We start from the raw sequence: 24,945 nt of genomic DNA, 5'->3' as shown, positions 1-24,945 counted from the left end.
GGGGCGCCAGTGCGCGTGGGGGCGCGGGGCGCGAGGTCGCGCTGAGGGAAGGCGCGGGGGCGCGAGGGCGCGTGGGGACGCCGCACCGTCGACGACGAGCGGTGTCCGGATCCCGGGTCATCGCCGTCGCGAAGGGCGCGTGGCCGCGCCGTTCCGCGGCGCGAGCCCGCCGGACCCGTCAGCGAGAGGACGGTGTGGGCGTCGGCGCGGGGGTCGGCGTCGGCGAGGAGGTCGGTGACGGCGACGAAGGAGCGTGCGTGGGGACGGGAGCCGTCGCCACGAGCACGCGCACCTCGGTGCCGAGGGTGAGCGAGCTCCCGGCCGCCGGCTCGAGGGCCACGACGAGCCCCTCCGGACGCTCGGACACCAGGGCCACGAGCATGGTGGCGAAGCCGGCCGCACGCAGGCGCGAGGTCGCCGTCGCGGCATCCATCCCCGACACCTCCGGGATCACGTTCGACCCGGATGCCACGACCAGAGCCACCGCACTGTCGCGGGGCACCGAGGAACCCGCACCGGGGATCGATTCGAGGACGGTGCCGGCGACGGCGGCCTCGTCGCGCACGGCGACGTCTCCCACTCGCAGTCCGGCCGACGCGAGGACGGAGGGCGCATCGGCGAGGGTGGTGAGTCCGGGGACGGTGACGGGGGGCGGGGTGGTCGGGCTCGCGACGGGCGGCGCGGGATCCGAAGCGACGGCGGACGGCGTGGGGTGGGGCGCCTGGGTCGCCGACCGCGCGACGGGGACCTCACGCCCCGCGCTTGCCATGAGGGGCACGGCCGTCGCGGCCGCGACGAGGACGACGGTGATCGCGACGACCGTGCCCCACCCCGTCGAGCGACGCACGGGTAGCGGTGGCGCCGGAACGGCCGGCGGTGCGGCGGCGGAGCGAGCAGCGGCGGCGGCGGGGCGAGCGAGCGTGGGAGGGAGAGTCGCGGCGACGGTCGTCGTGGTCGGTCGGGGTTGTGCGGTCGGGGGCGTCCGCATCGCCTGCACCCGGGCGTCGAGCAACGCTCCTCGCATCTCCCGGGCATCGGCGAAACGGTCGTCGGGCTCCTTCAGCAGGGCGCGCACCACCACGCGGTCGAGCGCCGGGGGGATCCCGCGCCGGCCCACCGAAGGAACGGGCGGCGGTGCGCTCAGATGCGCCCGCATCACCGCGAGCCGGTCACCGCCATCGAACGGCGGGCGCCCGGTGAGCGCGAAGAAGAGGAGACCGCCGACCTGGTACAGATCGCCACGCGGCCCAACCGGCCGACCGGCCAGCTGCTCGGGAGAGGCGTACTGCACGTTGCCGACGACGCCGGCCGGGACCCCCGAGACGGCGCTTCGCAGCACGTCGTCGCCGTGAGCGGTGCGGCCCGCGGCGTCGGCGAGACCGAAGTCGAGAAGAGTCGCGCGAAGGGCACCGTCGTCCTCCCGCCGCACGAGGACGTTCGAGGGTGACACGTCGCGATGCACGACGCCCGCCGCGTGCGCCGCTGCCAGTCCCGCCAGCACGTCTGCGCCGACGGTCACGACCTCAGTCGACGTCAGCGGCCCCTCTGCGCGGACGTGCTCGAACAGTGGGCGACCCGGAACGCGCTCCTGCGCGATCCAGGCGATCGGGATGCCATGGTCGTCGAACACGCCGATGTCGACGATGACGACGACGGCGGGGTGCACGACCTGCGCCGCGCGCCGGGCCTCGGCGAGGAACGCATCGCGGACCGCCGCGCTCTCCGACAGGTGCGGGTGCAGGACCTTGACCGCCAGTCGTCGGCCCGTGACGGAGTCCACGGCGGCGAACACCGACGCCGTTCCTCCCGACCCGAGCAGCTCTCCGAGACGGAACCGCCCGGCGATCAGGCTGGTCCCGCTCGTCGGATCGCCCTGGCCCGTCACGTGGAGCGCTCGAGCACGCGGGACCGCCGACCCGAGGCCGTCCCGATGCTGACGGTCTCGGTGACGGCGGCGGAGGCGAGGACGGCCGTCGCCATCCGGCCGGCCGCCACCGCCTCCCCGGCCGACTCATACCACCGCGCGCTGGTGACGACCGGGCGTCCTCCGCCGCGTAGCACCCAGGCGTGCTTGGTGGCCGTGGGACCGCGCACGGCGCTCAAATGCAGGTCGGCGATGCGTCGCTGGTCGGCGACGGCCGCCTCGACGGCGGCGGCCGGCGACGAGAACACCGCGGCGCACCGGGCGAGTTCGCGGTTGTTGGTCGCGAGCAGGCGCCAGACGCCGAACACTCCCAGCGAGACCAGTCCGGCGCCGGGCACGACTTCCTCGGCGGCGATCGGGGAGGCGGCGAACTCGGGTAGGACGTACGAGCGGAAGAGCAGCCACGCGGCGAGTCGCGGATCGTAGGACGATCGGAAAGTGTCGAAGATCACGCGGCCCCGGCGGGCGGGCGCGACGGAGAGCTGGTCGCTCACGGAATGGCCCCTGTCTGACGGACCTCTGTGCGGGACTTACGGGTCGTCCGGCACTGCTCCGCAGAGATGAAAGTGCTCCTCCCGCCTTGCCGCGCCGCGAGCAACGGGTGAACGGGCGGTTCACCACCCCGCAACGAATGACGCACGCGCGCGGCACGGGCATTGCTCGCCGGACACCGCGACGGCTCGACGCGATGGAGGGGCGGTCAGAGCGTGCGACGCCCTTCGAAGGCGCGACCGAGGGTCACTTCGTCGGCGTATTCGAGGTCGCCGCCGACCGGGAGACCGGATGCCAGGCGCGTGACGCGGATCTCGAGGGTGTGCAGCAGCCGGCTGAGGTAGGTGGCCGTCGCCTCGCCCTCGAGGTTCGGGTTGGTGGCGAGGATGACCTCTTGCACGGTGCCGTCGGCCAGTCGCTGCATGAGCTGGGTGACGCGGAGGTCGTCGGGTCCGATGCCCGCGATGGGACTGATGGCCCCGCCGAGCACGTGGTACAGGCCGCGGAACTCCCTCGTGCGCTCGATCGCCGCGACGTCTTTCGCGTCTTCGACCACGCAGATGAGGGTGGCGTTGCGCCGGGGGTCGCGACAGATGGAGCAGCGATCCTGCTCGGAGACGTTGCCGCAGATCTCGCAGAACTTCACCTTGTCGCGGATCTCGCCGAGCAGCGTCGACAAACGCGAGACGTCGAACGACGGCGACTGCAGGATGTGGAACGCGATGCGCTGAGCCGACTTCGGGCCGATCCCGGGCAGCCGCCCGAACTCGTCGATCAGGTCTTGGACGATGCCGTCGTACATCAGCTGAACCTCGTCGGGGGCTCGTAGGGTTCGTCGCGCACGTACGTGGCGCCGAGCATCTGCCGCACCACGGCCTCGCCGTAGCGCTGCACGCCGCCGCGAAGCGGAGCCATGCGGGGCACGACGACGGGAGGCAGCGGCGCCTCGGTCTCGTCGGCGGGCGGGATGACGTCGTCGTCGTCGACCTCATCGGGCGCGGACACCGACGGCGCGACCTCGCGCGGGGGCAGCACCGCACCGGAGGGCGGCGCGGTCTGCGCGGGTTCGACCACCGCGTCGTCGGGCTCGTCGTCGACGGCCAGGGCGGTGGGCGCTCCCCCGTCCGACGACGGGATGGGGGCGACCGCCCACTCCGTCACCGAGGAGGCATAGGGCGCCGAGGTCGACGGGCTTCGCGGACCGGATGCCGGAGCGACCGGGCTACGGGTGATCCCCGGTCCGGACGACGGGGCGTCGGCCGGTCGTCGCGGGGAGCCGCCCGGGCCGCCATCGCCGTCGAGGCGCGCGAGGTACTTCACGCGAACGCCCAGGACCGCCTGGATCGCCTGACGCAGGTCTTCGCTCGGACCGCCCTCGGGGGTGCGGGTCTTGAACGCCGTCAGGTCTGCCGCGGTGCGGAAGGCCAGGGTGAGCACGTCGGCGTCGAAGGCGGCGACGGTGGCCGTGGACACCACCAACCACGACGACCTGCTCGAGACTTCGAGCTGGCCGAGCACCTCGGGCCACGCGTCTCGCACGTGGCCCAGTTCGATCGGGCCGACGGGGATCGCGGGCGGGGTCGGCGCGGTCGGCTCGAGAGGCGTGGGGTCGTCGGTGGGGGCGCTGGCGTCCGTCGGTGCGGATGACATCGGACGGTCGGATGCCGGGGTGAGACGCGCCGCACGGGAGGTCTGCGCGGACGCCTCAGGAGTGCCGGGGCTCCCGGTCGACGTGGTCGGGGGCGTCGCTTCAGCGGGGGCTGGCGCCTCGGAGGCCGCGGTCGCCTCGGAGGTGGCGGCCGCCTCGGACGGCGCACTCGGCTCGGACGCGGATGCGTCGGAGGGGGCGTTCGCATCGGTAGACGGTGCGCCCTCCGCAGCGGAGCGCGATGCACCGGGTGCCGGCGCCGGCGCGACCTGCGAACCGGGCGTCGGGGCGAGGTCGAACGGGTGCGCGTCGCCGTCGTCGTCGAAGGGCGGTGGTGCATCGTCGTCGGTGAACGGCGGCGGCGCGTCGTCGTCGTCGGCGAGAGACGGCTCGGAGCCGGCGGGCGTCGCCGACGCGCTCGGCGCAGTCTCCGGGCGGGCGGAAGCCGCGTGAGCGCCCCGCGGGCTCGCGACTGCGGGCGGGGCGGCATCCGTCTGCGACCGGTCCGACGTCGCGCCGGGGTCGGCGATACCGGGAGCAGCCGGGGGCGCCGACGCGGGAGCGGGAGACGCGACCGTCGATGCATCGCCGGGTGCGGCCACGGTCGGTGCGGCTACGGGCGACGCCGCGGGTGCGGCACCCGGCGACGCCACCGTGGGCGCTGCGACACCGGGCGACGCCACCCTCGGCGACGCGTCGGGGGCCGCCACGGTCGGGGCGGCGACGCCAGGCGACGCCACCCTCGGTGACGCGCCGGGCGAGGCGACGGCGGGCGAGGCGACGGTCGGCGCGGCGACACTCGGCGCGGCAACGCTCGGCGAGGCGACGCCGGGGGCGGCGATGCGCGGTGCGCCCGGCGACGCGATCGCGGGCGACGCGGCCGCGGGAGCGGCGACACGCGGGATGGGCGTCGCTCGCCCGCTGTGCCGATCGGCGACGCCGGGGGCGGCGATGTCGGCGGCGGGCGAGGCCGGACGCCCGGTCGCGGGAGCGACGGGAGCGGAGGCTCCTGCGTGCGCGACGTCGAGATCGTGGGCTGTCGCCGGGGCGGTGCCCTGCGCGACGCCGGCGTGGGTGAGCACGCGGGCGACGAGGAGCTCGAGCTGCAGACGCGGAGAGGTGGCCCCGGTCATCTCGTCGAGCGCGGCGACCACGAGGTCGGCCGTCCGCGAGAGGCGATGCACGCCGAAGGCGGTGGCCTGTCGCGCCATGCGCTCGAGCTCGTCGTCGGGGATGCCGCGCAGAACGGCCGAGGCCCCCGCGCCGGTGGCGGCCACGACGATCAGATCGCGCAGGCGCTCGAGCAGGTCGTCGACGAAGCGGCGCGGGTCTTGACCGGTCTGCACGACACGGTCGACCGCGGCGAACGCCCCTCCCCCGTCTCCGGCGGCGAACGCGTCGACGACCTCGTCGAGGAGCTCGGAGTGCGTGTAGCCCAGCAGCGCGACGGCTCGCTCGTAGCGCACGAGCACGTGGCCTTCGGCATCCGCGTCGCTGCCGGCGATGAGCTGGTCAAGCAGCGACAGCGTGTCGCGGGGCGACCCTCCCCCGGCGCGGACGACGAGCGGCAGCACTCCCGCTTCGACGCCGACGCCCTCGCTCTCGCAGAGCTCTTGCACGTACTCGAGCATGGCCGCGGGCGGGACGAGGCGGAACGGATAGTGATGGGTGCGCGAGCGGATGGTGCCGAGCACCTTCTCGGGCTCGGTGGTCGCGAAGATGAACTTCACGTGCGCGGGGGGCTCCTCGACGAGCTTCAGCAGGGCGTTGAACCCCTGCTGGGTGACCATGTGCGCCTCATCGAGGATGAAGATCTTGAAGCGGTCGCGGGCGGGCGCGAAGATGGCCCGCTCCCGCAGGTCGCGCGCGTCGTCGACGCCATTGTGGCTCGCCGCGTCGATCTCGACGACATCGAGGGATCCGCCGCCGCCGCGACCGAGCTCGACGCAGCTGTCGCACACGCCGCAGGGGGTGTCGGTGGGACCGGCCGCGCAGTTGAGGCAGCGCGCCAGAATGCGGGCCGACGTGGTCTTTCCGCAGCCGCGCGGACCGGAGAACAGATACGCGTGACCCACGCGGTCGCTGCGCAGGGCGGTCATGAGCGGTTCGGTCACCTGCGACTGCCCGATCATCTCGCCGAACGCCTCGGGGCGGTATCGGCGGTACAGGGCTGTCGTCACCCCTCCAGCCTACGGCGTCCCTCCGACATCGCTCCCGGGACCGACCCCGACCGGGTGCGCACCGCGCGCGCCGGCACAGGAGATCGCGCCGGAGCAGGCCGATGCCCGCGGCATCCGTCCTGTTCTCGGCGGATCCCCTGCTCCCGGCGACCAGCGCCGCTCGGGCGACGCCGCGAACCATCGCACGTCGTGCGGCCGAAACGTCCCGCGCGTCGCCGCACGCCCGCGGCCCCGGCCCCGGCCCCGGCCCCGGCCCCGGCCCCGGAACAGGGAATCACCCCGGGGCAGGCCGATCGCACGGCATCCGTCCTGCTCTCAGCGGATCCCCGGTTCTCGACGGCCCACGTCGACGTCCCGGGGCCGGCCGTCCGATGCCCCCTCGAAGCGGGAGACGACCGTTCCCGCCGCCGCGACGACGAACGCGGCGACACCCCCGAAGGAGTGACGCCGCGTCCGAGCGGGAGTCAGAAGCCGCCGTCGAGACCCACCGCGATGGGCGATTCGTCGTCGCTCACGATGGGAATCGTCGCGGTGACGATGGGCACCGATGCCGAGAGCAGGGTGCCGTCCTCGCGCACCGAGCCCTCGAGCTGGCGGATGGACGGACGGCCCGGCCGCACCGGACCCTGACCGTGCAGGGCCACGCGAACGGTCTCGCCCGGCGCCACGGTGTAGTCGACGTCGCGCACCGCGAAAGCGACCGTGCCGCCCTCTCCCCCGGCCCGCAGCGTCAGGGCCGAGGCGGTGAGGGTGACGTCGAGCCGCGTGCCGTGCCAGTGCAGCACGTACGACAGCTCCGGCCAGTCGGCCGGGAGGCGCGGGTCGAAGGTCAGCCGACCGAAGTGGTCGCGCATGCCGCCGAAGCCGCTCACGAGCGCCGTCCACACCCCACCGGCCGAGGCGACGTGCACGCCGTCGGAGGCGTTGTGGTGCAGGTCGCCGAGGTCGACGAACGCGGCCTGGCGGAAGTACTCCAACGCGAGGTCCTGATAGCCCACCTCGGCGGCGAGGATCGACTGCACGACCGCCGACAGCGTGGAGTCGCCGGTGGTCAGCGGGTCGTAGTACTCGAAGTCGGCGAGCTTCTCGGCATCCGTGAAGTGATTGCCCTGGAGGAACAGCGCGAGCACCACGTCGGCCTGCTTGAGCACCTGGTACCGGTAGATCACCAGCGGGTGGAAGTGCAGCAGCAGCGGACGCTGGTCGGGCGGGGTGTTCTCGAGGTCCCAGATCTCGCGCTCGAGGAACACGGCGTCCTGGGGATGGATGCCGAGGGCCTCGCTGAACGGGATGTGCATGGCCTCGGCCGCCTTCTCCCACCGCTCGGGCTCCGAGGGGTCGAGGTTCATGCGGTCGGCCATGTGCGCGTAGGCCTCGGGGTCGTTCTCGGCGAGGTCGCGCACCGTGCGCGCGGCGAAGCGGAGGTTGAAGCGCGCCATGACGTTGGTGAACAGGTTGTCGTTGACGACGGTGGTGTACTCGTCGGGCCCGGTCACGCCGTGGATGTGGAACGAGTCGTGCTCACCGTCGGCGGCGGCGTCGCTGGAGCGCCAGAAGCCGAGCGTCGACCACAGGCGCGCCGTGTCGACGGCGATGTCGACGCCCTCGCGGGCCAGGAACTCCTCGTCGCCGGTGGCGCGGACGTACTTCGCGAGGGCGAAGGCGACGTCGGCGTTGATGTGGTACTGCGCGGTGCCGGCGGCGTAGTACGCCGAGGCCTCTTCGCCGTTGATCGTGCGCCAGGGGAAGAGGGCGCCGGCCTCGTTGAGCTGGTGCGCGCGCTTGCGGGACGCGGGGAGCATCAGATAGCGCATGCGCAGGGCGTTGCGCGCCCACAGCGGCGACGTGTACGCGAGGAACGGCAGGACGTAGACCTCGGTGTCCCAGAAGTAATGGCCGCTGTACCCCGACCCGGTCACGCCCTTCGCGGGCACGCCCTGGCCGTCGGCGCGGGCCGCGGCCTGCGCCAGCTGGAACAGGCACCAGCGGGTGGCCTGCTGCAGGTCGCCGTGGCCGCCGATGCGCACGTCGGAGCGGTCCCAGAAGTCGGCGTACCAGGCGATCTGCTGCTCGACGAGGCGGTCGATGCCCGTCTCGACGGCGCGGTCGAGGGTGCGGCGGCAGCGGTCGAGGAGCTCGCCCGTGGGCACGCCGCGCGACGTGTGGTAGCTCACCAGCTTGGTGATGGTGGTGGGCACGCCGGCGCGCGCGTGCACGCGGTAGACGTTCTTCGCGATGTCGGGCTCGATCAGACGCCGCGACGTGTACTCGTTCTGCGTGTCGACGAGGTGGTCGGCGATGACGGCCAGGGTCATGCCCGATTCGCTGACCTCGTAGCTCAGGGCCGAGCGTTCGCCGTCCTGCCAGTACTCGCGCGGCTGGAGCACGCGATCGCTGAGCTTCTCGGTCTTGCGCGGGTCGAACCCGGACTGCGGGGTTGCCATCGGCGAGCCGCCGTAGATGCCCTCGCCGTCTTGGCGGTTGAGCAGCTGACTGCTGACGGTGACCGGCGCGTCGGAGTCGAGGACGGTGACGGTCAGGCGCAGCACGGCGAGGTGCTTCTCGTCGAACGACACGAAGCGCTCGTCCTGGATGCGCACGCGCTTGCCCGAGGGCGTCACCCACAGGATGTCGCGGCGGAGGATGCCCTGGCGCATGTCGAGCACGCGCTCGTACTCGCGCACGTCGGCGACGTCGAGCGAGAGCGGCTCGTCGTCGACGTAGACGCGCAGGACTTTGGCATCCGGTGCGTTGATGATCGTCTGGCCGACCTCGGCGAAGCCGTAGGCCTGCTCGGCGTGACGGATCGGGAAGGTCTCGTGGAAGCCGTTGATGAACGTGCCCTGCTCGAGGGCGAAGCGTCCTTCGATGGAGTTGCCGCGCAGGCCCAGGTAGCCGTTGCCGACGGCGAAGAGGGTCTCGGTGACCCCCACGTCGTCGAGCGAGAACTGGGTCTCGACGAGTCGCCACTCGTCGATGGGGAAGCGATCGCGATCGATCATCGGGCGTGCCTTCCGGTGGCGGGTTCAGGTCGGAGCGCGACGGCATCGAGTCGTCGGCACGGGTGGTGCACGGTCTCGCCGCTCGGGAACGGCGACGGGGGCGTCGCGCGCAGGCGACGGCTCAGTCTACGAACGCGGAGAGGTCGTCGACGACCACGGTCGCGCCGGCTGCGGAGAGGTCGTCGGCGCCGACGCCGCGGTCCACGCCCACCACGACGCCGTACCCGGCCGCGACGGCCGATCGCACGCCGCTGAGGGCGTCTTCGACCGCGACCGACCGCGCGGGATCGACGCCCAGCATGCGAGCCGCCTCGGCGAACACGTCGGGGGCGGGCTTGGATGCCAGGTGGTCGCGCTCGGCGACCACGCCGTCCATCACGACGGGGAACCGGTCGCGCAGGCCCGCGGCCTCGAGCACCTCGACGGCGTTCTTCGAGCTCGACACGACGGCGATCGGGGTGCCGGCGGCCTGGAGCACGTCGAGGAGGGCGATGGACCCGGGGTAGGGCCGGATGCCCTCGCTGCGGAGGATGCGCGAGAACACCTCGTTCTTGCGGTTGCCCACCCCGCAGACGGTGTCTTCGCTCGGGTCGTCCGACGGGTCGCCCCACGGCACCTCGACATCGCGGCTGCGCAGCAGACTGGCCACGCCGTCGTAGCGCTTCTTGCCGTCGACGTACTCGAAGTAGTCGCGATCGGTGTAGGCCGGCTCGATCTTCCACGCCGCGAAGAGCTCGTCGAACATCGTCTTCCACGCGCGCATGTGCACCTCGGCGGTGGGGGTGAGGACCCCGTCGAGGTCGAACAGCACGCCGTCGAAGGACGTGAGGTCGGGCAGGTCTGCGGTGTCGGTCACGGCGGGCTCCGGTTCAGGTGGGGCGGACTCGGGGGCGGTGTTCGGCACGCGTCGCGGATATCGGGACGAGGCCCCACGCGACGAGCGTAGTGCGGCGCGATGGATCAGTCCGTGACCGACAGCGTCTGCCGGGCGATCTCGAGCTCTTCGTCGGTCGGCACGACGAGCACCTCGACGCGCGAGGCATCGGTGGAGATGCGACGGATGCCGCGCTCCCGCGCCGCGTTGCGCTCGGGGTCGATCTCGACGCCGGCGAAGCCCAGGGTGGCCATCGCCTCCGCCCGGACGGCGGGGGCGTTCTCCCCCACTCCCGCGGTGAACGAGATGACATCGACGCCGTCCAGCTGGGCGAGGTACGCGCCCGCGTAGGCCCGCAGGCGGTGGATGTAGACGTCGAAGGCGAGCCGTGCGGCCGGGTCGCCGGCATCCCGTCGCTCCTGGATGTCGCGCATGTCGGACACCCCCGCGATGCCGAGCAGACCGGACCTCTTGTTGAGCAGGGTGTCGAGGTCGGCGGTCGACATGTCGGCGCGGCGGGCGAGCTGCAGGAGCACGGCGGGGTCGAGGTCGCCCGAGCGCGTGCCCATCACGAGCCCCTCGAGCGGGGTCAGACCCATCGACGTGTCGACCGACCGGCCGCCCTCGATCGCCGCGACGGACGCGCCGTTGCCGAGGTGGAAAACGATCTGCTTCAGCTCGCCGAGCGGGCGCCCGACGAAAGCCGCAGCGGCCTCGCTGACGAACTTGTGGCTGGTGCCGTGGAACCCGTAACGGCGGATGCGATGCGCCTCGGCGATCTCGCGGTCGATCGCGTAGGTGTAGGCCTCGGGGGTGAGCGACTGGTGGAAGGCGGTGTCGAAGACGGCCACGTGCGGGACGTCGGGGAAGGCCTTCTTGGCCGCGACGATGCCGGCGAGGTTCGCGGGATTGTGCAGCGGCGCGAGCACGGACAGCTCGTCGATGTTGATCTCGACCAGCGGCGTGACGACGGTGGGGGCGAAGAAGCGCGCCCCGCCGTGCACGACGCGGTGGCCCACGGCGACCGGCGGGTGCGCGTCGAGCGCGGGTCCGTGCGCGGCGAAGGCCTCGAGCATGACGGCGAAGCCGGCGGTGTGGTCGGGGATCTCGCGCTCGATCGTGTACGTGGCATCCGTCACCGTCGGCGCCGGGCCCTCAGCAGACGCGAGAGCGAGGATCGTGTGCTTCGCGACCCCGGTGGGCTCGCCGATGCGCTCGACCAGGCCGGAGGCCAGCACTTGCTCCCGCGCCATGTCGAGCAACTGGTACTTGAACGACGACGATCCGCTGTTGACGACGAGCACGACGCTCATTCGGGGCTCCCCTGGGCCTGGATCGCGGTGATCGCGATGGTGTTGACGATGTCGTCGACGAGCGCGCCGCGCGACAGGTCGTTGATGGGCTTGTTGAGCCCTTGCAGCACCGGTCCGATCGCGACGGCGCCGGCCGAGCGCTGCACGGCCTTATAGGTGTTGTTGCCGGTGTTGAGGTCGGGGAAGACGAAGACCGTGGCGCGACCGGCGACCTGGGAGCCGGGCATCTTGGCCTGGGCGACCGCCGCGTCGGCGGCGGCGTCGTACTGGATCGGTCCCTCGACGAGCAGCTCGGGCGCGCGTTCTCGCACGAGGGCGGTCGCGGTGCGCACCTTCTCGACGTCGGCGCCGGTGCCGGACTCTCCCGTCGAGTACGACAGCATCGCCACGCGCGGCTCGATGCCGAACTGCTCGGCCGTGGCGGCGGAGGACACCGCGATGTCGGCGAGCTGCTCGCTGGTGGGATCGGGGATGACGGCGCAGTCGCCGTAGACCAGGACGCGGTCGGCGAGAGCCATGAGGAACACGCTCGACACCACCGAGACGCCCGGAGCGGTCTTGATGATCTCGAAGGCCGGGCGGATGGTGTGGGCGGTCGTGTGGGCGGCGCCCGAGACCATGCCGTCGGCGAGGCCCAGGTGCACCATGAGCGTGCCGAAGTACGACACGTCGGTGACGGTGTCGGCGGCCTGGGCGTAGGTCACGCCCTTGTGGGAGCGGAGCCGGGCGTACTCGGTGGCGAACTTGTCGACGTGCACGGCGTCGAAGGGACTGAGCACCTCGGCGTCGCGGATGTCGATGCCGAGCTCGATCGCGCGGCCGCGCACCTCGATCGGTTCGCCGAGGATGGTGAGGTCGGCGATGCCGCGCGAGAGCACGGTCGCCGCCGCACGCAGGACGCGGTCGTCGGTGCCCTCGGGCAGCACGATGCGGCGCTTGTCGGCGCGCGCCCGGTCGACCAGGCCGTACTCGAACATGAGCGGGGTGACGACGCTGGGGCGGGCGATGCCCAGCTCCCGCGTGAGCAGTTCGGTGTCGACGTGCCGCTCGAACATGGCCAGCGCGGTGTCGTAGCGGCGCTGCGAGTCGGCCGCGAGGCGCCCGCGCGTGTTCATGATGCGCACGGCGGTGTCGTAGGTGCCGAGGTCGGTGGCGATGATCGGCAGCGGGGAGCCGAGGCCGTCGATGAGCCGCACGATCGCGTCGGGCAGCTCGAACCCGCCGTTGAGGACGACGCCGGCCAGCGAGGGGAAAGTCCCCGAGGCGTTGGCCAGGAGCGTGGCCAGCAGCACCTCGGTGCGGTCGGCCGGGATGACGATCACCGCCGACTCTTTGAGGCGCGGCAGCACGTTGACCATCGACATGCCGGCGACGACCACACCCAGGACCTCGCGGGTGAGCAGTTCGGGGTCGCCCTTGATGAGCTCGCCCTCGACCGAGCGCAGCACGCCGCGCATGGAGGGGGCGATGAGGAAGCGGTCTTCGGGCAGGGCCCACACGGGCACCGCACGACGCTCGCCGGTGGGGCGCACGGGAGCCGCGTCGATGATGTGGCGGACGGAGGCGATGATCTCGTCGAGGTGATCGGGATCGGCGCGGTTGACGATCGCGGCGAACACCTCGGCGCGCTCGTGCAGCAGCTCGGAGACCGCGAGGGTCGCGATCTGGCCGACCTCCTGCGGGGTGCGGGCGACCGAGAGGCCGAGGGTCTCGCCCTGCCCCTGCTGTGCGCGCCCGCCCAGCACAAGCAGGACCGGGGCGCCGAGATTGGCGGCGATCCGCGCGTTGTAGGCGAGCTCGGCGGGACTGCCCACGTCGGTGTAGTCGCTGCCGATGACGACCACCGCGTCGCATTGCGCCTCGACGGCCTTGTACCGCTCGACGATGCGCCCGAGGGCGGCATCGGCGTCGTCGCGCACGTCGTCGTAGGTGACCCCCACGCAGTCGTCGTACGCGAGGTCGACGCCGTCGTGGTCGAGCAGCATCTCGAGCACGTAGTCGCGCTCGGCGGTGGAGCGCGAGATCGGCCGAAAGACGCCGACGCGCGGCGTCACCCGGCTCAGCGCGTCGAGGACGCCCAGGGCCACGGTGGACTTGCCCGAATGACCTTCGGCCGACGTGATGTAGATGCTCTGCGTCACGCGTCCAGCCTAGAGCGGGCCCCCGACACCGCTCCGGGGTTGCTTCGGCGTCGAGTGATCCGGACGACCGACGCCTAAGCTCGCCCTCGTGACCTCCGAGCCCGCACGACCCGGCACGACCGTCCCCGACCACCGTGGCCGCACCGGCCTACACCTCACGGGTCTCGACCTCGACCGCAACCCGCGCGTGGAGGTCGCCGACGTGCGTCTGCTCGCCGCAGGCTGGCATGTGCTGCGCGCGACCACGTTCCGCTACCGCGGTGACGACGGCCTGTGGAGCACGCAGACGCGCGAGACCTACGACCGCGGCAACGGCGCGACGATCCTGCTCTACGACCCGGCCCGTCGCACCGTCCTGCTCACCCGCCAGTTCCGTTACCCGGTGTACGTCAACGATCACCCCGACGGCATGCTCATCGAGACCGCGGCGGGGCTCCTCGACGACGACGATCCGGTGACGGCGATCCGCCGCGAGGCGGAGGAGGAGACCGGTGTCCGCGTCGACGAGGTCGAGCACGTCTTCGACGTCTACATGAGCCCGGGATCGGTCACGGAGCGCCTTCACTTCTTCGCGGCCGCCTACGACGGATCCAGGCGCCAGGGCGACCGCGGGGGCCTCGCGGAGGAGGACGAGGAGATCGAGATCCTCGAATACGACATCGACGACGCCCTGTCGATGATCCGCGACGGATCGATCCAGGATGCCAAGACCATCATGCTGCTGCAGTGGGCGGTGCTGGACGGACCGTTCGCCCGCCGGCGCTGACCCCCGCGGAAGACCTCACCCCCTCGCGCCGTCGATTCTTGGCGCCGTCTGGGTGAGGCTTCTCTAGGCTCGTCTCGGTCGGGGCGCGCGCCCCCGACGCCGCGGCGGACTCCGCCGACGATCGGAGGATCGCCCGTGACCGCCCTGAACCCCTTCGATGCCGCATCCGTGCTGCAGGCGTTCGGCCCCTACGTGCTCGCCGGTATCGCCCTGCTGGTGTTCATCGAGTCGGGGGTGCTGTTCCCCTTCCTGCCCGGCGATTCATTGCTGGTGACGGCGGCGATCCTCAGCGACCCCCTCGGCATCGCCGCCTGGCAGGTGGCCCTCGTCGCCTCGCTCGCCGCGTTGGCGGGCGATCAGGTGGGCTTCTGGCTCGGCCGCCGGTTCGGGCGGCGCCTGTTCCGCGACGACGCGCGGCTGCTGACCACCGCCCGTCTCGCCGAGGCCGAGGCCTTCTTCGCCCGGTGGGGCGGCCTGTCGCTCGTGGTCGGCCGCTTCGTCCCCATCGTGCGCACCTACGTCCCCCTCGTCGCCGGCGCAGCCGACATGCCCTACCGCCGCTTCCTGGTGTGGAACGCCGTCGGCGCCGTCGGATGGTCGTGCGCGATGACGCTCGTGGGCGTGCTGCTGGGCGGCATCCCGTTCGTCGCCCACAACATCGACGTGCTGGTCATCGTGATCGTCGCGGTATCGGTGCTGCCGGTGGTCATCGCGGCGGTGCGGCGACGGCGACGCGCCGCCCGCGCCGCAGAGGAAACCGGGGCATGAACCGACAGTCGCGCTCGCGCGTTCCCGAACCCACCGCGTCGTTCTGGGTCGTGAAGGTGCTGACGACCGGGATGGGTGAAGCGGTGTCCGATTTCCTCGTGACGCGATTCGACCCCGTGCCTACCGTCCTGCTGACCGCGCTCGTCTTCGTCGTCGTGCTGGGCGCGCAACTGCGCCTGCGCCGCTACGTCCCGGCGATGTACTGGGCGGCGGTGTCGATGGTGGCGATCTTCGGCACGATGGCCGCCGACGTCGTCCACGTCGCCCTCGGCATCCCGTACGCGGTATCGACGCCGGTGTTCCTTCTGGCGCTGGCCGTGGTCTTCGTCGTCTGGCACCGCGCGGAGGGCTCGGTCGACGTGCACGACGTCACGACCGATCGACGTGAACTGCTGTACTGGGCCGCCGTGATCACGACCTTCGCAGCCGGTACCGCCGCCGGTGACCTGCTCGCCTCGACCGCCGACCTCGGCTACCTCGGCGGGGCCTTCTTCTTCGCCGCGGTGATGGCGGTCATCCTGGGCCTGCGCTCCGCCCGGCTCGCGGGGCCGGTCGTGGGGTTCTGGGCCGCGTACGTCGTGACGCGCCCGCTCGGGGCGTCGATCGCGGACTGGCTCGGCGTGGAGCCGGGACGCGGAGGCCTCGGGTGGGGATCCGGAACGGTCGGAGGCATCACCCTGGTGCTCATCGTGCTGCTGGTGTCGGCGCTGAGCGTGGGAGCCGGACTCCCGCGCGGCTCTTCCGTGAGCAACGGACCCCTCCGCCGCGAATCCGGCACCTGAGGACCCACGAGAGGACCCACCGTCTCGGGACCGCCCGGCATCCGGGCAAAGAAAAAGACCCTCCGCGCACCCGATAGAGCCTGGTTACCCTTGCTACGTTTCCGTCCTGGGGGAGTTGGCCGGGATACCGCCACGCGGAGAGCCGAGTACAGCCTACCCGACCCGCGGGGCCGCTCCCACCCGCGGAGATCGTCCGAACGACGAAGCGGCCGGGGTGCGCATCGCACCCCGGCCGCATGTCGATGGACGGTCAGCGCGACAACCGCACCGTCACGAGCTGGAACGGCCGCAGCTCGAGATCCACGATCGTGCCCTGCGTGTCGGTGATCGCGGCGGCATCCACGTCGCGCTCCAACAGGTCGGTCTCGCTCACGCGGCTGACGTCGAAGCCGGCCTCGAGACGCGCCTGCGTGCGCTCCCCCAGGGCTTCGTAGAGACGGACGACCACGTCGCCCGACCCGTCCTGCGCGAGCTTCACGGCCTCGACCACGACACCGGGAGCATCGATGGCCACCAGGGGCGCCACGGTCTCCGCCGCGGCATCCGTCACCGTCCGCGCGGGCAGGTTCGTGCGGTAGCCCTCCGCGACGGCGTCGAGGACGTCTGCCCCCACGACGATGCCCACCTCGAGGTGGTGCGCGCCCTGGTCCTGCCCCGGGTCGGGGAACATCGCCGAGCGGATGATAGACAGGCGCACGAGCGAGAAGGTGCCGCCGCCGTCGCGCTCGTGGCGGGTGATGTCGTGCCCGTAGGTGGAGTCGTTGGTCACGGCGACGCCGAAGTCCGGCTCCGCGACCCGCACCCATCGGTGCGCGGCGGTCTCGAAGCGCGCCGAGTCCCACGAGGTGTTCGTGTGGGTCGGGCGCACGATGTGTCCGAACTGGATCTCGGATGCCGCCCGGTCGGTGTGCACGTCGACCGGCACGCCGAGCTTCAACAGCTTCTGCTGCTCGTGCCAGTCGACGTCCAGCGACAGACGCACGGTCCGCGCGCCCGCGGCGAGCGCGAAGCGCGTGACGATCGTGGAGTCGCCGATCGAGCGCTCCACGACGACCGCGTCGCCGTCGACGCGCACGACGTCGGCGCTGTCGAGGCGTGTGGCGTGGCGGCGGTAGGTCTCGTCGATGTCCCACGCGTCCCACTGGGTGGGCGTGTCGCGGAACACCTCGAAGAGTCCTGCCACCTGGCCCGCGGGCACGACCTCGCGGCCGGTCACCACGTCGACGAGCGAGATGAGCAGACCCCGGGCGTCGATCACGGCGTGGACGATGCCGTTGTCGAGGACGAAGCCGTCGCCCTCGGCGCGAGGGGTGACGTCGCGCATACCCGGCGCCGACGCGATGCCCAGGGCCGGGGCGCCGGCACGGGCGTGGGGCGCGGCGTTGACGAGCAGCGTGCGGTCGCCCTCGCCGACGAGGGCGCGGAGGCTGTCGGCGATGATCTGCTCGAGCTCGGCCTGGATCGCGGCGTAGTTGCGCTCGGCATCCCGGTGCACCCAGGCGATCGAGGTGCCGGGCAGGATGTCGTGGAACTGCTGCAGCAGCACGAGCCGCCACAGGCGCTGGAACGCGTCGGCCGGATAGGCGGCGCCGGTGCGCACGGTGGCGGTGGCGGCCCACAGCTCCGCCTCGCGCAGCAGGTGCTCGCTGCGGCGGTTGCCCTGCTTGGTGCGCAGCTGGCTCGTGTACGTGCCGCGGTGGAACTCGAGGTACAGCTCCCCCGCCCACACGGCCGGGTCGGCGTACTCCGCCTCGGCCGTCTCGAAGAACTCGCGCGGGGTCGAGTGCTTCACGATCGGCGCGCCCTCGAGCGAGTGCGCACGGGCGATCGTCGCGGTCATCTCGCGCGTGGGTCCCCCACCGCCGTCGCCGAAGCCGTACGGCAGGAGCGAGGTGCGCGCGCGTCCCTTGTCGGCGAAGTTGCGCTCGGCGTGCGCGAGGTCGGCCGCGGTGACCTCGGAGTTGTACTTGTCGACCGGCGGGAAGTGCGTGAAGATGCGCGATCCGTCGATGCCCTCCCAGCGGAAGGTGTGGTGCGGGATGCGGTTGGTCTCGTTCCACGAGATCTTCTGCGTGAGGAACCACCGGGCGCCGGCGGCCTTCATGATCTGCGGCAGGGCTCCGCTGTAGCCGAACGAGTCGGGCAGCCACACCTCTTCGGTGTCGATGCCGAACTCCTCGAGGAAGAAGCTCTTGCCCTCGACGAACTGCCGAGCCATGGCCTCGCCGCCGACCATATTGGTGTCGGACTCGACCCACATGCCGCCCACGGGCACGAAGCGTCCCTCGGCGACGCGCGCCTTGAGCCGCTCCCAGAGCGCCGGGTAGTGCTCCTTCATCCAGGCGAACTGCTGCGCCGACGAGCTCGCGAAGACGAACTCGGGATCCTCGTCCATGAGCGAGAGCACGTTGCTAAACGTGCGCGACACCTTGCGCGCCGTCTCGCGCACCGGCCACAGCCACGCGGAGTCGATGTGCGCGTGACCGACGGCGTGCAGCACGTGGGCACTGGATGCCGCGGGCGCCGCGAGCAGCGGGGCCAGCACGTCGCGACCGGCCTGCGCCGTGCCGCTGACGTCGTGCGGATCGACGGCGTCGATCGCGGCATCCATCCCCTCCACCAGGGTCGCGCGGCGCGCGGAGGTGGCGTCGAGCTCGGCGATGAGGCCGTGGAGGAGGCGGAAATCCTGCAGCAGGTTCCACACCGCGAGGTCGCGGAGGCCGATCGACATCTCGCGCAGCACATAGAGAGGAGCCTCCCCCGCGGTGGCGGGGTCGCCCACGGGCGTCGGCTCGAAGGTGAAGAGGCTGCCGACGTCGGGGTTGGATGCCGCTTCGACCAGCACGTCGACCCGGCCCTCGGCGTCGACCGCGGCGGGGCTGGCGTTGTTGAACGGCGACACGCCCTTGATGGGCGCTCCGTCGCGGTTCCACACCAGCGCCTCGCACTGGAAGCCGCTCTGGCCGGCGGTGAAGCCGAGGTCGATGACGAGCTCGGCGACGGTGCCCTCGGGGAGGGCACCCGCGTCGTCGCGCCACTCGGCGGGGATCTCCCCCGCGACGGCGAACCACGTGGTCCCCCATGCCCGGCCCCACGGCGTGCCGATCGCGAACGGGCGGTAGTCGGCATCCCGCGCCTCGGCGAAGGTGACGGGCTCGCCCGGCGCCACCCACGCGGAGACGGTGAGCGGCTGGCGCAGGCGGTAGACGGAGGGAGCGAGACGCTCGCGGATGAAGCGTTCGATGCGCATCTCGATGAGCGCTGTGCGGTCGTGCATGGGGTGTGTTCCTTGTCTGGGGGGACGGGTCAGCCCTTGACGGCGCCGGCCAGGGCCGAGGTGCCGCCGAGTCCGCGCTGCACGAGGACGTACAGGCCGAGGACCGGAAGGGAGTAGACGATCGAGTAGGCCGCGAGCTGGCCGTAGGCCACGGCTCCGAACGACCCGAAGAAGTTGAAGATGCTGACCGCGGCCGGCTGGTAGTCGGGGCTGAGTAGCAACACGAAGGGGACGAAGAAGTTCCCCCACGCCTGGATGAACGTGAAGATGAACACGACGGCGATCCCGGGGCGCATGAGCGGGAGCACGATCTGCACGAGCGTGCGCATCGATCCCGCGCCGTCCATCCAGGCCGCGTGCTCGAGTTCGACCGGCACGCCGTCCATGAAGTTCTTCATCATCCAGATCGCGATCGGCAGCGCGCTCGCGGTGAGGAAGAGGATGGTGCCGCCGACGGAGTCGATGAGGTTCAGCTGCACGAACAGGCTGTAGACCGGCACCATGATCGCCGTGATCGGCAGGCACGTGCCGAAGAGCACCGCATAGAGGAAGGGCTTTCCGACGCGCATCTTGTACCGCGAGAGCGGGTAGGCCGCCAGCGAGGCGAGCACGACCGTCGCGATCGCGGTGCCGCCGGCCAGCAGCACGCTGTTCCACAGCGGGAGGAACAGCAGGTCGGGCTTCATCACCGCGGCGAAGTTGTCGAGGGTGATCACCTCGGGCATCTTGATCGCGAGCGTCGGCTGCGCGTCGAGCGAGGCCGTGACCAGCCATATGAGCGGAACGACGAACAGGATGCCGATCACGATGAGCAGCGTGTTGCTCAGCACGCGGAGGGCCCGGGTGCGCGGCGACGACAGCGACGCTTTCGCGCTCTTCGAAACCCGCGCGGCCGACCGGGTACGGCCGGTCACCTCGGGGAGGGTCGTGGTGGCGCTCATGACGAGACCTCCTCGCGCAGGGCGCGGACGTAGAAGAAGGAGAAGACCGCGCCGATGACGAGCATGATCGTGGCGATCGCGGTGCCGTAGCCCAGCTCGCCGAACTTCAGACCCTGCTGGTAGGCGAGGATCGGCAGCGTCGTGCTCTTGGTGCCGGGGCCGCCACCGGTCATGACGAAGATGAGCGTGAACACCGACAGGGTCTGAAGGGTGACGATCATCGAGTTCGTGCCGATGGTCGAGCGGATCATCGGGATGGTGACGTGGATGAGGCGCTTGAAGCCGCTCGCGCCGTCGACCTCGGCCGCCTCGGTGATCTCGGGAGGGACGTCGGACAGCGCGGCGGAGTAGACCATCATCGAGAACGCGGTGCCGCGCCAGATGTTCGCGAAGATGACCATGAGCACCGGCAGGGTGAACAACCAGCTGACGGGCTCGACGCCGAAGACGGCGAGCACGGCGTTGAGGGTGCCGTTGTCGCGGAAGAACGCGTATGCGGCGAACGCCGCGACGATCTCGGGGAGGACCCACGCGGTCACGACGATGGTGCCGACGACGGCCGTCACCACGCGGTTGCCCGAGCGCATCATCAGGGCGAGGGCCAGACCGAGGACGTTCTGGCCGATCACGGCGGAGAAGAACACGAAGACGATCGTGTTGACGACCGCGACAGGGAAGTCGGGGGCCTTGAAGAGCTGGATGTAGTTGTCGAAGCCGACGAAGTCGCTGGCGACGGCGGTCGATCCCGACAGCGTCGCGTTGGTGAGCGAGCCCCACAGCGACACCAGGATGGGGCCGAGAAGGAAGACGGCCAGCAGCAGGGCCGCCGGCAGGAGGGGGAGCGCCCGGGCCGACGACCGGAGGCCGCGCGTCTTCACGCGCGACCCCCGGCCGGTTCCGGTCGCCCCGGGGGAAGCCAGGGCGGTCACGATCAGCCCTGCTGGGTGTTGTCTTCGCCCACGATGCCGATGACGGCCTGGTCGTAGGCGGCGGCCGCGTCGTCCACGCTGGACTGGCCGGTCATGACGGCTTCCATGGCGACCTGAATCTGGTTCGAGATCTTGTCGTAGTCCTCGGTCGCGGGGCGGAAGTGGGTGGTGTCGACGAAGCTCGAGAAGGTCTTGAAGCTCGGGTTGGCGTCGAGGTACTCGCTGGACTCGGCCACGTCGGCGCGCACGGCGATCTGGCTGTTGTCGATGCCGTAGGCGGTGGCGTTGTCCTTGTTCACGGCGGTGGAGAGGAAGTCCCACGCGGCGTCGGCGTTCTTGGTGTTCTTGCCGATCGCGAGGGTCCATCCACCCGACATGCTGGTGGTGCCGGGCGCCTGGCCGTTCTGCGTGGGCATCGCGGCGATGCCGAGGGCGTCGCTCCACTCGGGCCACGCGGCGGTGCCGCCGTCGACCCACGCGGCCGACTGCCAGGAGCCGTCAAGGGCGATGGCCAGCTTGCTCGAGGGCAGCCAGTCGGCGGTCACGCTGGTGAAGATGTTGGGGTCGAGAGCCTGCTGCAGCGACGGTCCGAGACCGCCCTGGTAGACGTCGCTGACGAACTGCAGCGAGTCCTTGAAGCCCTGGCTGCCGACGACCCACTTCTTGCTGTCGGTGTCGTAGAGGGTGTCCTCGGTGCCGTACATGAGCATCTCGAGACCCTGCATGGATGCCGCTTCGCCGGCGGTCTTGCCCGAGTAGACGTTGATCGGGATGACGTCGGGGTTGGAGGCCTTGACCTTCTCGGCGGCCGAGAGCACGTCGTCCCAGGTCTTGGGCTGCCACGGCACGGAGATGCCGGCGGCCTCGAAGAGGGCCTTGTTGTACCAGAGACCGCGGGTGTCGGTGCCGAGCGAGACGCCGTAGGTCTTGCCGTCGGCTCCGAGGCCGGCCTGCTTGGCGCCGTCGGCGAACTGGGACCAGTCCTCCCACTTCGCGAGGTAATCGTCCAGCGGCAGGAGGTAGCCGGCCGCGGCGTCGGACTGGATCTTGAACGTGTCTTCGTACTGCACGTCGGGAGCGGTGCTGGCCGACTTGTTCATCAGCGCGAGCTTCGTGTAGTAGTCGGCGCCCTCGGCCTGGATCGGGACGAGCTCGACCGTCATGCCCTCGTGGGCGGCCTCGTACTGCTTCTTCGCGTTCTCCATCAGCGTCTGCATCTGGTTGAACGTCGCCGTGGTCTGGTACGCCACACGGATCGTCTTCGAGTCCGCCGCGTCGCCGCTGCCACCGGAGCAGCCGGCCAGAGCCACGGTCAGGGCGGTGGCGGTCAGAAGACCGGTCGCCATCGTCAGTTTCTTCATGGAAGCTCCCTTGCTCGGGTGGAGACACCGCGTCGCCAGAACCTTTTATAAATCAAATGGACTAACTCGGCAAGTCGAAGAGTCCCGCCGTCGGTAACGATCGGGACACGCCCGACGCTCGGCGCGAGCGGCGGGGTCAGAGAGCGATCATCATGCGGGCCGGACGCGCGGCGAACGCCCCGTCGAGCATGAGGCACGCGGCCCCCACGGCGGCGACGTCGACACCGACCACGGACCGCCGCACGATGATCGGCAGCGTCGCCGTCGACGCGGGATCCGAGGCCACCCGCTCGGCGACGACGTCGGCGAGCACTCCGGCGAGGCGCTCCCAGACCGGTCCGCCCAGCACGACCTCGTCGACGTCGAGCAGGTTGTTGGTGATGACCAGAGCACGCGCGATGCGCTCCCCCGCGCGATGCAGCACCCCGGCGGCCGGATGACCCGGGTCGCGCGCGTCGCGCACGAGGCGATCGAGGTCGGACCGCGGATCTCCCCCGACGTATCCCGCCTCCGCGATCAGCACGCGGGGTTCGATCGACACACCCAGGCACCCGCGCGACCCGCACGCGCACAGCGGGCCCTCCGGATCGACCACCACGTGGGCGATGCCCCCGGCGTTGCCGGTGCGCCCGCGCACGGGGGCGCCCGCCACCGCGAGCCCCATGCCGACACCGGCGCCGTAGTACAGGAACATCGCGTCGCTGAGCACGTCGGAGCGGTCGAACCACATCTCGCCGACCATGGCGGCGGTCACGTCCTTCTCGACGATGACGGGCAGCCCGGTCGCCGCGCCCAGGTCTTCGCGCACGTTCACGTTGTGCCATTGCGGCAGCAGCGGCGGGTCGAGCAGGCGTCCCCCGCGGGCGTCGAAGGGTCCGGGGGCGGCGACGCCCACCCCGAGCACGAGCTCGCGCGGCACGTTCGCACGGTCGACGATCGCGTCGACGGCCGCAGCCACGGCCGTCACGAGGGCTCCGGGAGCGACCTCGCGGAGCCCGGGGATCTCGTCGTGCGCGATCACCTCGCCCGCCATGTCGACCACGACGATCGTGTCGACGACCGGGTCGAGGTGCACACCGACGGCGAACCGCGAGCGCGGCTCGAGCTTGAGCAGCGTCCGCGGCTTGCCGGGGCCGGAGATGACCTTGCCCGCCTCGATGATCAACCCGTCGTCGGCGAGGCGGCGGGTGACGTTGCTCAGCGTCTGCGCGCTCAGACCGGTGCGCGCCGAGAGCTCGACCCGACTCAGCCCCTCCGGCGAGCGCCGGATGAGGTCGAGCACCAGGGTCTGGTTGTATTCGCCGACGGCGGGCAGGTTGGAACCCGTACGCATGTTCCCCGCCCTCACTCGCCGGCCCGCGGCGCGGTCCCTCGGTCTCAGGGTAGACCCGGCCTCAGGACTGCAGTGCGAGCGCCGCCGCGCCCAGGAGGGGGCCGTCGCCGTCGAGCCCCGAGCCGACGATGCGGCACCGGCGCGCGTAGGCGTGCAGCGACGCCGTCTCGGCGGCCGCGCGCACCTGGTCGATGTAGTCGGGGGCCACCTGCGAGAAGCCGCCCGCGATGGCGACGGCCTCGAGGTCGCACAGCGTCGCCGCCGCCGCGATCGCCTGCCCGACGGCGATGGCCGATCGGCTGACGGCCGCGATCGCGATCGCGTCCCCCGCCGCGTGGGCGGCGGCCAGATCGAGTCCCGTCTCGCCCTCCCAGCCCTGGGACTGCGCCCAGGCGACCGTCCCGGGGCCCGCAGCGACCGCCTCGAGGGTGGATGCCACGACCTCGTCGCCCTCGATGGTGCGCACGAACGTCTGGCCCAGGTGCCCCGCGTTGCCGCTGGCGCCGGGGATGGGCGCTCCGCCCAGGATGAGTCCGCCGCCCACGCCGGTCGAGACCACGATGGCCATCGCGTCGTCGCAGCCCACGAGAGCGCCGCGCCAGTGTTCGGCGAGCGCGATGCACGTGCCGTCGAGCGCGAGGCGGATCGGACCGTCGACGAGGCCGCCGAGCACCTCGTCGATCGGGAGACCGGCGGCGAGGGGCAGATTCAGCGGCGAGACGGAGCGCGAGGGGAGGTCGACCGGGCCCGCGCTGCCCACGCCGATCGCGCCGACGCGGGCGTCGGGGACGGCGGCGAGCGCCGCGACGGCGGCCTCGCGGATGTTGCGGGCGATCTCGTCGCGGTCGGCACTGCGCCCGGTCGGTCGCCGGGTCACGCTCGCCCGCTCGACCTCGCCGGCGAGAGAGACGAGGGCGGCATCCACCTTCGTCCCGCCGATGTCGACGGCGAGCACGTGCGTGACGGCGGGCAGGGACGGGGTGGTGTGCGACATGCGCGGGCTCCTCGGGTGGACCAACGCTCCCCGATCCTAGGGGCCCGAGCATCCGCCGAGTGACGCCTGTGCACCGCACCGTTTCCAGCCCTCGCCCCCGCGACGCGGGTTACGATCAGGTCACGGCGGCGACGACGCGCCTCCACCCCGCGACACAAGGGATGCCATGGACGAGACGGTCACGCCCGAGGCGGCATCACGACTCCGCCGCCCCGACACC

The 24,945-nt window shown here is 71.7% G+C and carries 17 protein-coding genes and 1 other RNA gene; 3 read left to right on the top strand and 15 right to left on the bottom strand.

Features of this window, described 5'->3' with window-relative positions:
• Positions 1-178 precede the first annotated feature (178 nt).
• The 8 genes from RWH44_RS11955 to pta all read right to left on the bottom strand — a co-directional run bounded on the left by RWH44_RS11955 (position 179) and on the right by pta (position 13,574).
• Positions 179-1,885: a protein kinase domain-containing protein gene (locus RWH44_RS11955; protein WP_316004736.1), complete on the bottom strand. Its 1,707-nt coding sequence runs from the start codon at positions 1,883-1,885 to the stop codon at positions 179-181.
• Positions 1,882-2,418 carry a hypothetical protein gene (locus RWH44_RS11950; protein ID WP_316004735.1) on the bottom strand — a complete coding sequence of 179 codons (537 nt, stop codon included), beginning with the start codon at positions 2,416-2,418 and terminating at the stop codon, positions 1,882-1,884. Before RWH44_RS11950 ends, RWH44_RS11955 begins: the two co-directional genes overlap by 4 nt.
• Before the next feature lie 206 nt (positions 2,419-2,624).
• Positions 2,625-3,218, bottom strand: a complete 594-nt coding sequence (recR, locus tag RWH44_RS11945) for a recombination mediator RecR (RefSeq protein ID WP_056229546.1) — start codon at positions 3,216-3,218, stop codon at positions 2,625-2,627.
• On the bottom strand, positions 3,218-6,244 hold the full coding sequence (locus tag RWH44_RS16110; protein ID WP_437127292.1) for a DNA polymerase III subunit gamma and tau: 3,027 nt from the start codon (positions 6,242-6,244) through the stop codon (positions 3,218-3,220). The genes recR and RWH44_RS16110 overlap by 1 nt, the downstream gene beginning before the upstream one ends.
• Before the next feature lie 464 nt (positions 6,245-6,708).
• Positions 6,709-9,246: a glycoside hydrolase family 65 protein gene (locus tag RWH44_RS11935; RefSeq protein ID WP_298873570.1), complete on the bottom strand. Its 2,538-nt coding sequence runs from the start codon at positions 9,244-9,246 to the stop codon at positions 6,709-6,711.
• 121 nt (positions 9,247-9,367) lie between these two features.
• Positions 9,368-10,102 (bottom strand): HAD family hydrolase, encoded by a 735-nt coding sequence (locus RWH44_RS11930; RefSeq protein ID WP_316004734.1) that lies wholly within the window; start codon positions 10,100-10,102, stop codon positions 9,368-9,370.
• Positions 10,103-10,206: 104 nt separating this feature from the next.
• A complete protein-coding gene (locus RWH44_RS11925) occupies positions 10,207-11,433 on the bottom strand; it encodes an acetate/propionate family kinase (protein ID WP_316004733.1) in 1,227 nt (408 codons plus the stop codon).
• Positions 11,430-13,574 (bottom strand): phosphate acetyltransferase, encoded by a 2,145-nt coding sequence (gene pta / locus RWH44_RS11920; RefSeq protein ID WP_316004732.1) that lies wholly within the window; start codon positions 13,572-13,574, stop codon positions 11,430-11,432. Before pta ends, RWH44_RS11925 begins: the two co-directional genes overlap by 4 nt.
• 88 nt (positions 13,575-13,662) lie before the next feature.
• Here pta and RWH44_RS11915 point away from each other — a divergent pair, with 88 nt between their 5' ends.
• From RWH44_RS11915 to RWH44_RS11905, 3 genes are all read left to right on the top strand, one after another.
• Positions 13,663-14,340, top strand: a complete 678-nt coding sequence (locus tag RWH44_RS11915) for an NUDIX domain-containing protein (protein ID WP_298873590.1) — start codon at positions 13,663-13,665, stop codon at positions 14,338-14,340.
• Between the two features lie 135 nt (positions 14,341-14,475).
• The gene (locus RWH44_RS11910) at positions 14,476-15,108 is read left to right on the top strand and encodes a DedA family protein (protein ID WP_298873591.1); all 633 of its coding nucleotides are present in this window, start codon (positions 14,476-14,478) and stop codon (positions 15,106-15,108) included.
• Positions 15,105-15,890, top strand: a complete 786-nt coding sequence (locus RWH44_RS11905; protein WP_316004731.1) for a COG4705 family protein — start codon at positions 15,105-15,107, stop codon at positions 15,888-15,890. The genes RWH44_RS11910 and RWH44_RS11905 overlap by 4 nt, the downstream gene beginning before the upstream one ends.
• Positions 15,891-15,940: 50 nt before the next feature.
• Here RWH44_RS11905 and ffs read toward each other — a convergent pair.
• From ffs to RWH44_RS11870, 7 genes are all read right to left on the bottom strand, one after another.
• Positions 15,941-16,037, bottom strand: an RNA gene (gene ffs, locus RWH44_RS11900) — signal recognition particle sRNA small type.
• Between the two features lie 103 nt (positions 16,038-16,140).
• Entirely contained in the window at positions 16,141-19,167 is a 3,027-nt protein-coding gene (locus RWH44_RS11895) for an alpha-mannosidase (protein ID WP_316004730.1), read from the bottom strand.
• A gap of 29 nt (positions 19,168-19,196) precedes the next feature.
• On the bottom strand, positions 19,197-20,108 hold the full coding sequence (locus RWH44_RS11890; protein ID WP_298873594.1) for a carbohydrate ABC transporter permease: 912 nt from the start codon (positions 20,106-20,108) through the stop codon (positions 19,197-19,199).
• A complete protein-coding gene (locus RWH44_RS11885) occupies positions 20,105-21,037 on the bottom strand; it encodes a carbohydrate ABC transporter permease (RefSeq protein WP_298873596.1) in 933 nt (310 codons plus the stop codon). Before RWH44_RS11885 ends, RWH44_RS11890 begins: the two co-directional genes overlap by 4 nt.
• A 2-nt stretch (positions 21,038-21,039) precedes the next feature.
• Complete coding sequence (locus RWH44_RS11880) at positions 21,040-22,398, bottom strand: extracellular solute-binding protein (RefSeq protein WP_316004729.1); 1,359 nt, start codon at positions 22,396-22,398, stop codon at positions 21,040-21,042.
• 136 nt (positions 22,399-22,534) lie between these two features.
• Positions 22,535-23,779, bottom strand: a complete 1,245-nt coding sequence (locus RWH44_RS11875; protein WP_316004961.1) for an ROK family transcriptional regulator — start codon at positions 23,777-23,779, stop codon at positions 22,535-22,537.
• A 13-nt stretch (positions 23,780-23,792) separates the two neighbouring features.
• A complete protein-coding gene (locus tag RWH44_RS11870; RefSeq protein ID WP_316004728.1) occupies positions 23,793-24,725 on the bottom strand; it encodes an ROK family protein in 933 nt (310 codons plus the stop codon).
• Positions 24,726-24,945: the final 220 nt, after the last annotated feature.

This window comes from Microbacterium phycohabitans (genome assembly GCF_032464935.1).
Lineage (GTDB): Bacteria > Actinomycetota > Actinomycetes > Actinomycetales > Microbacteriaceae > Microbacterium > Microbacterium phycohabitans.
This window is presented reverse-complemented; position numbering and strand designations above follow the sequence as displayed.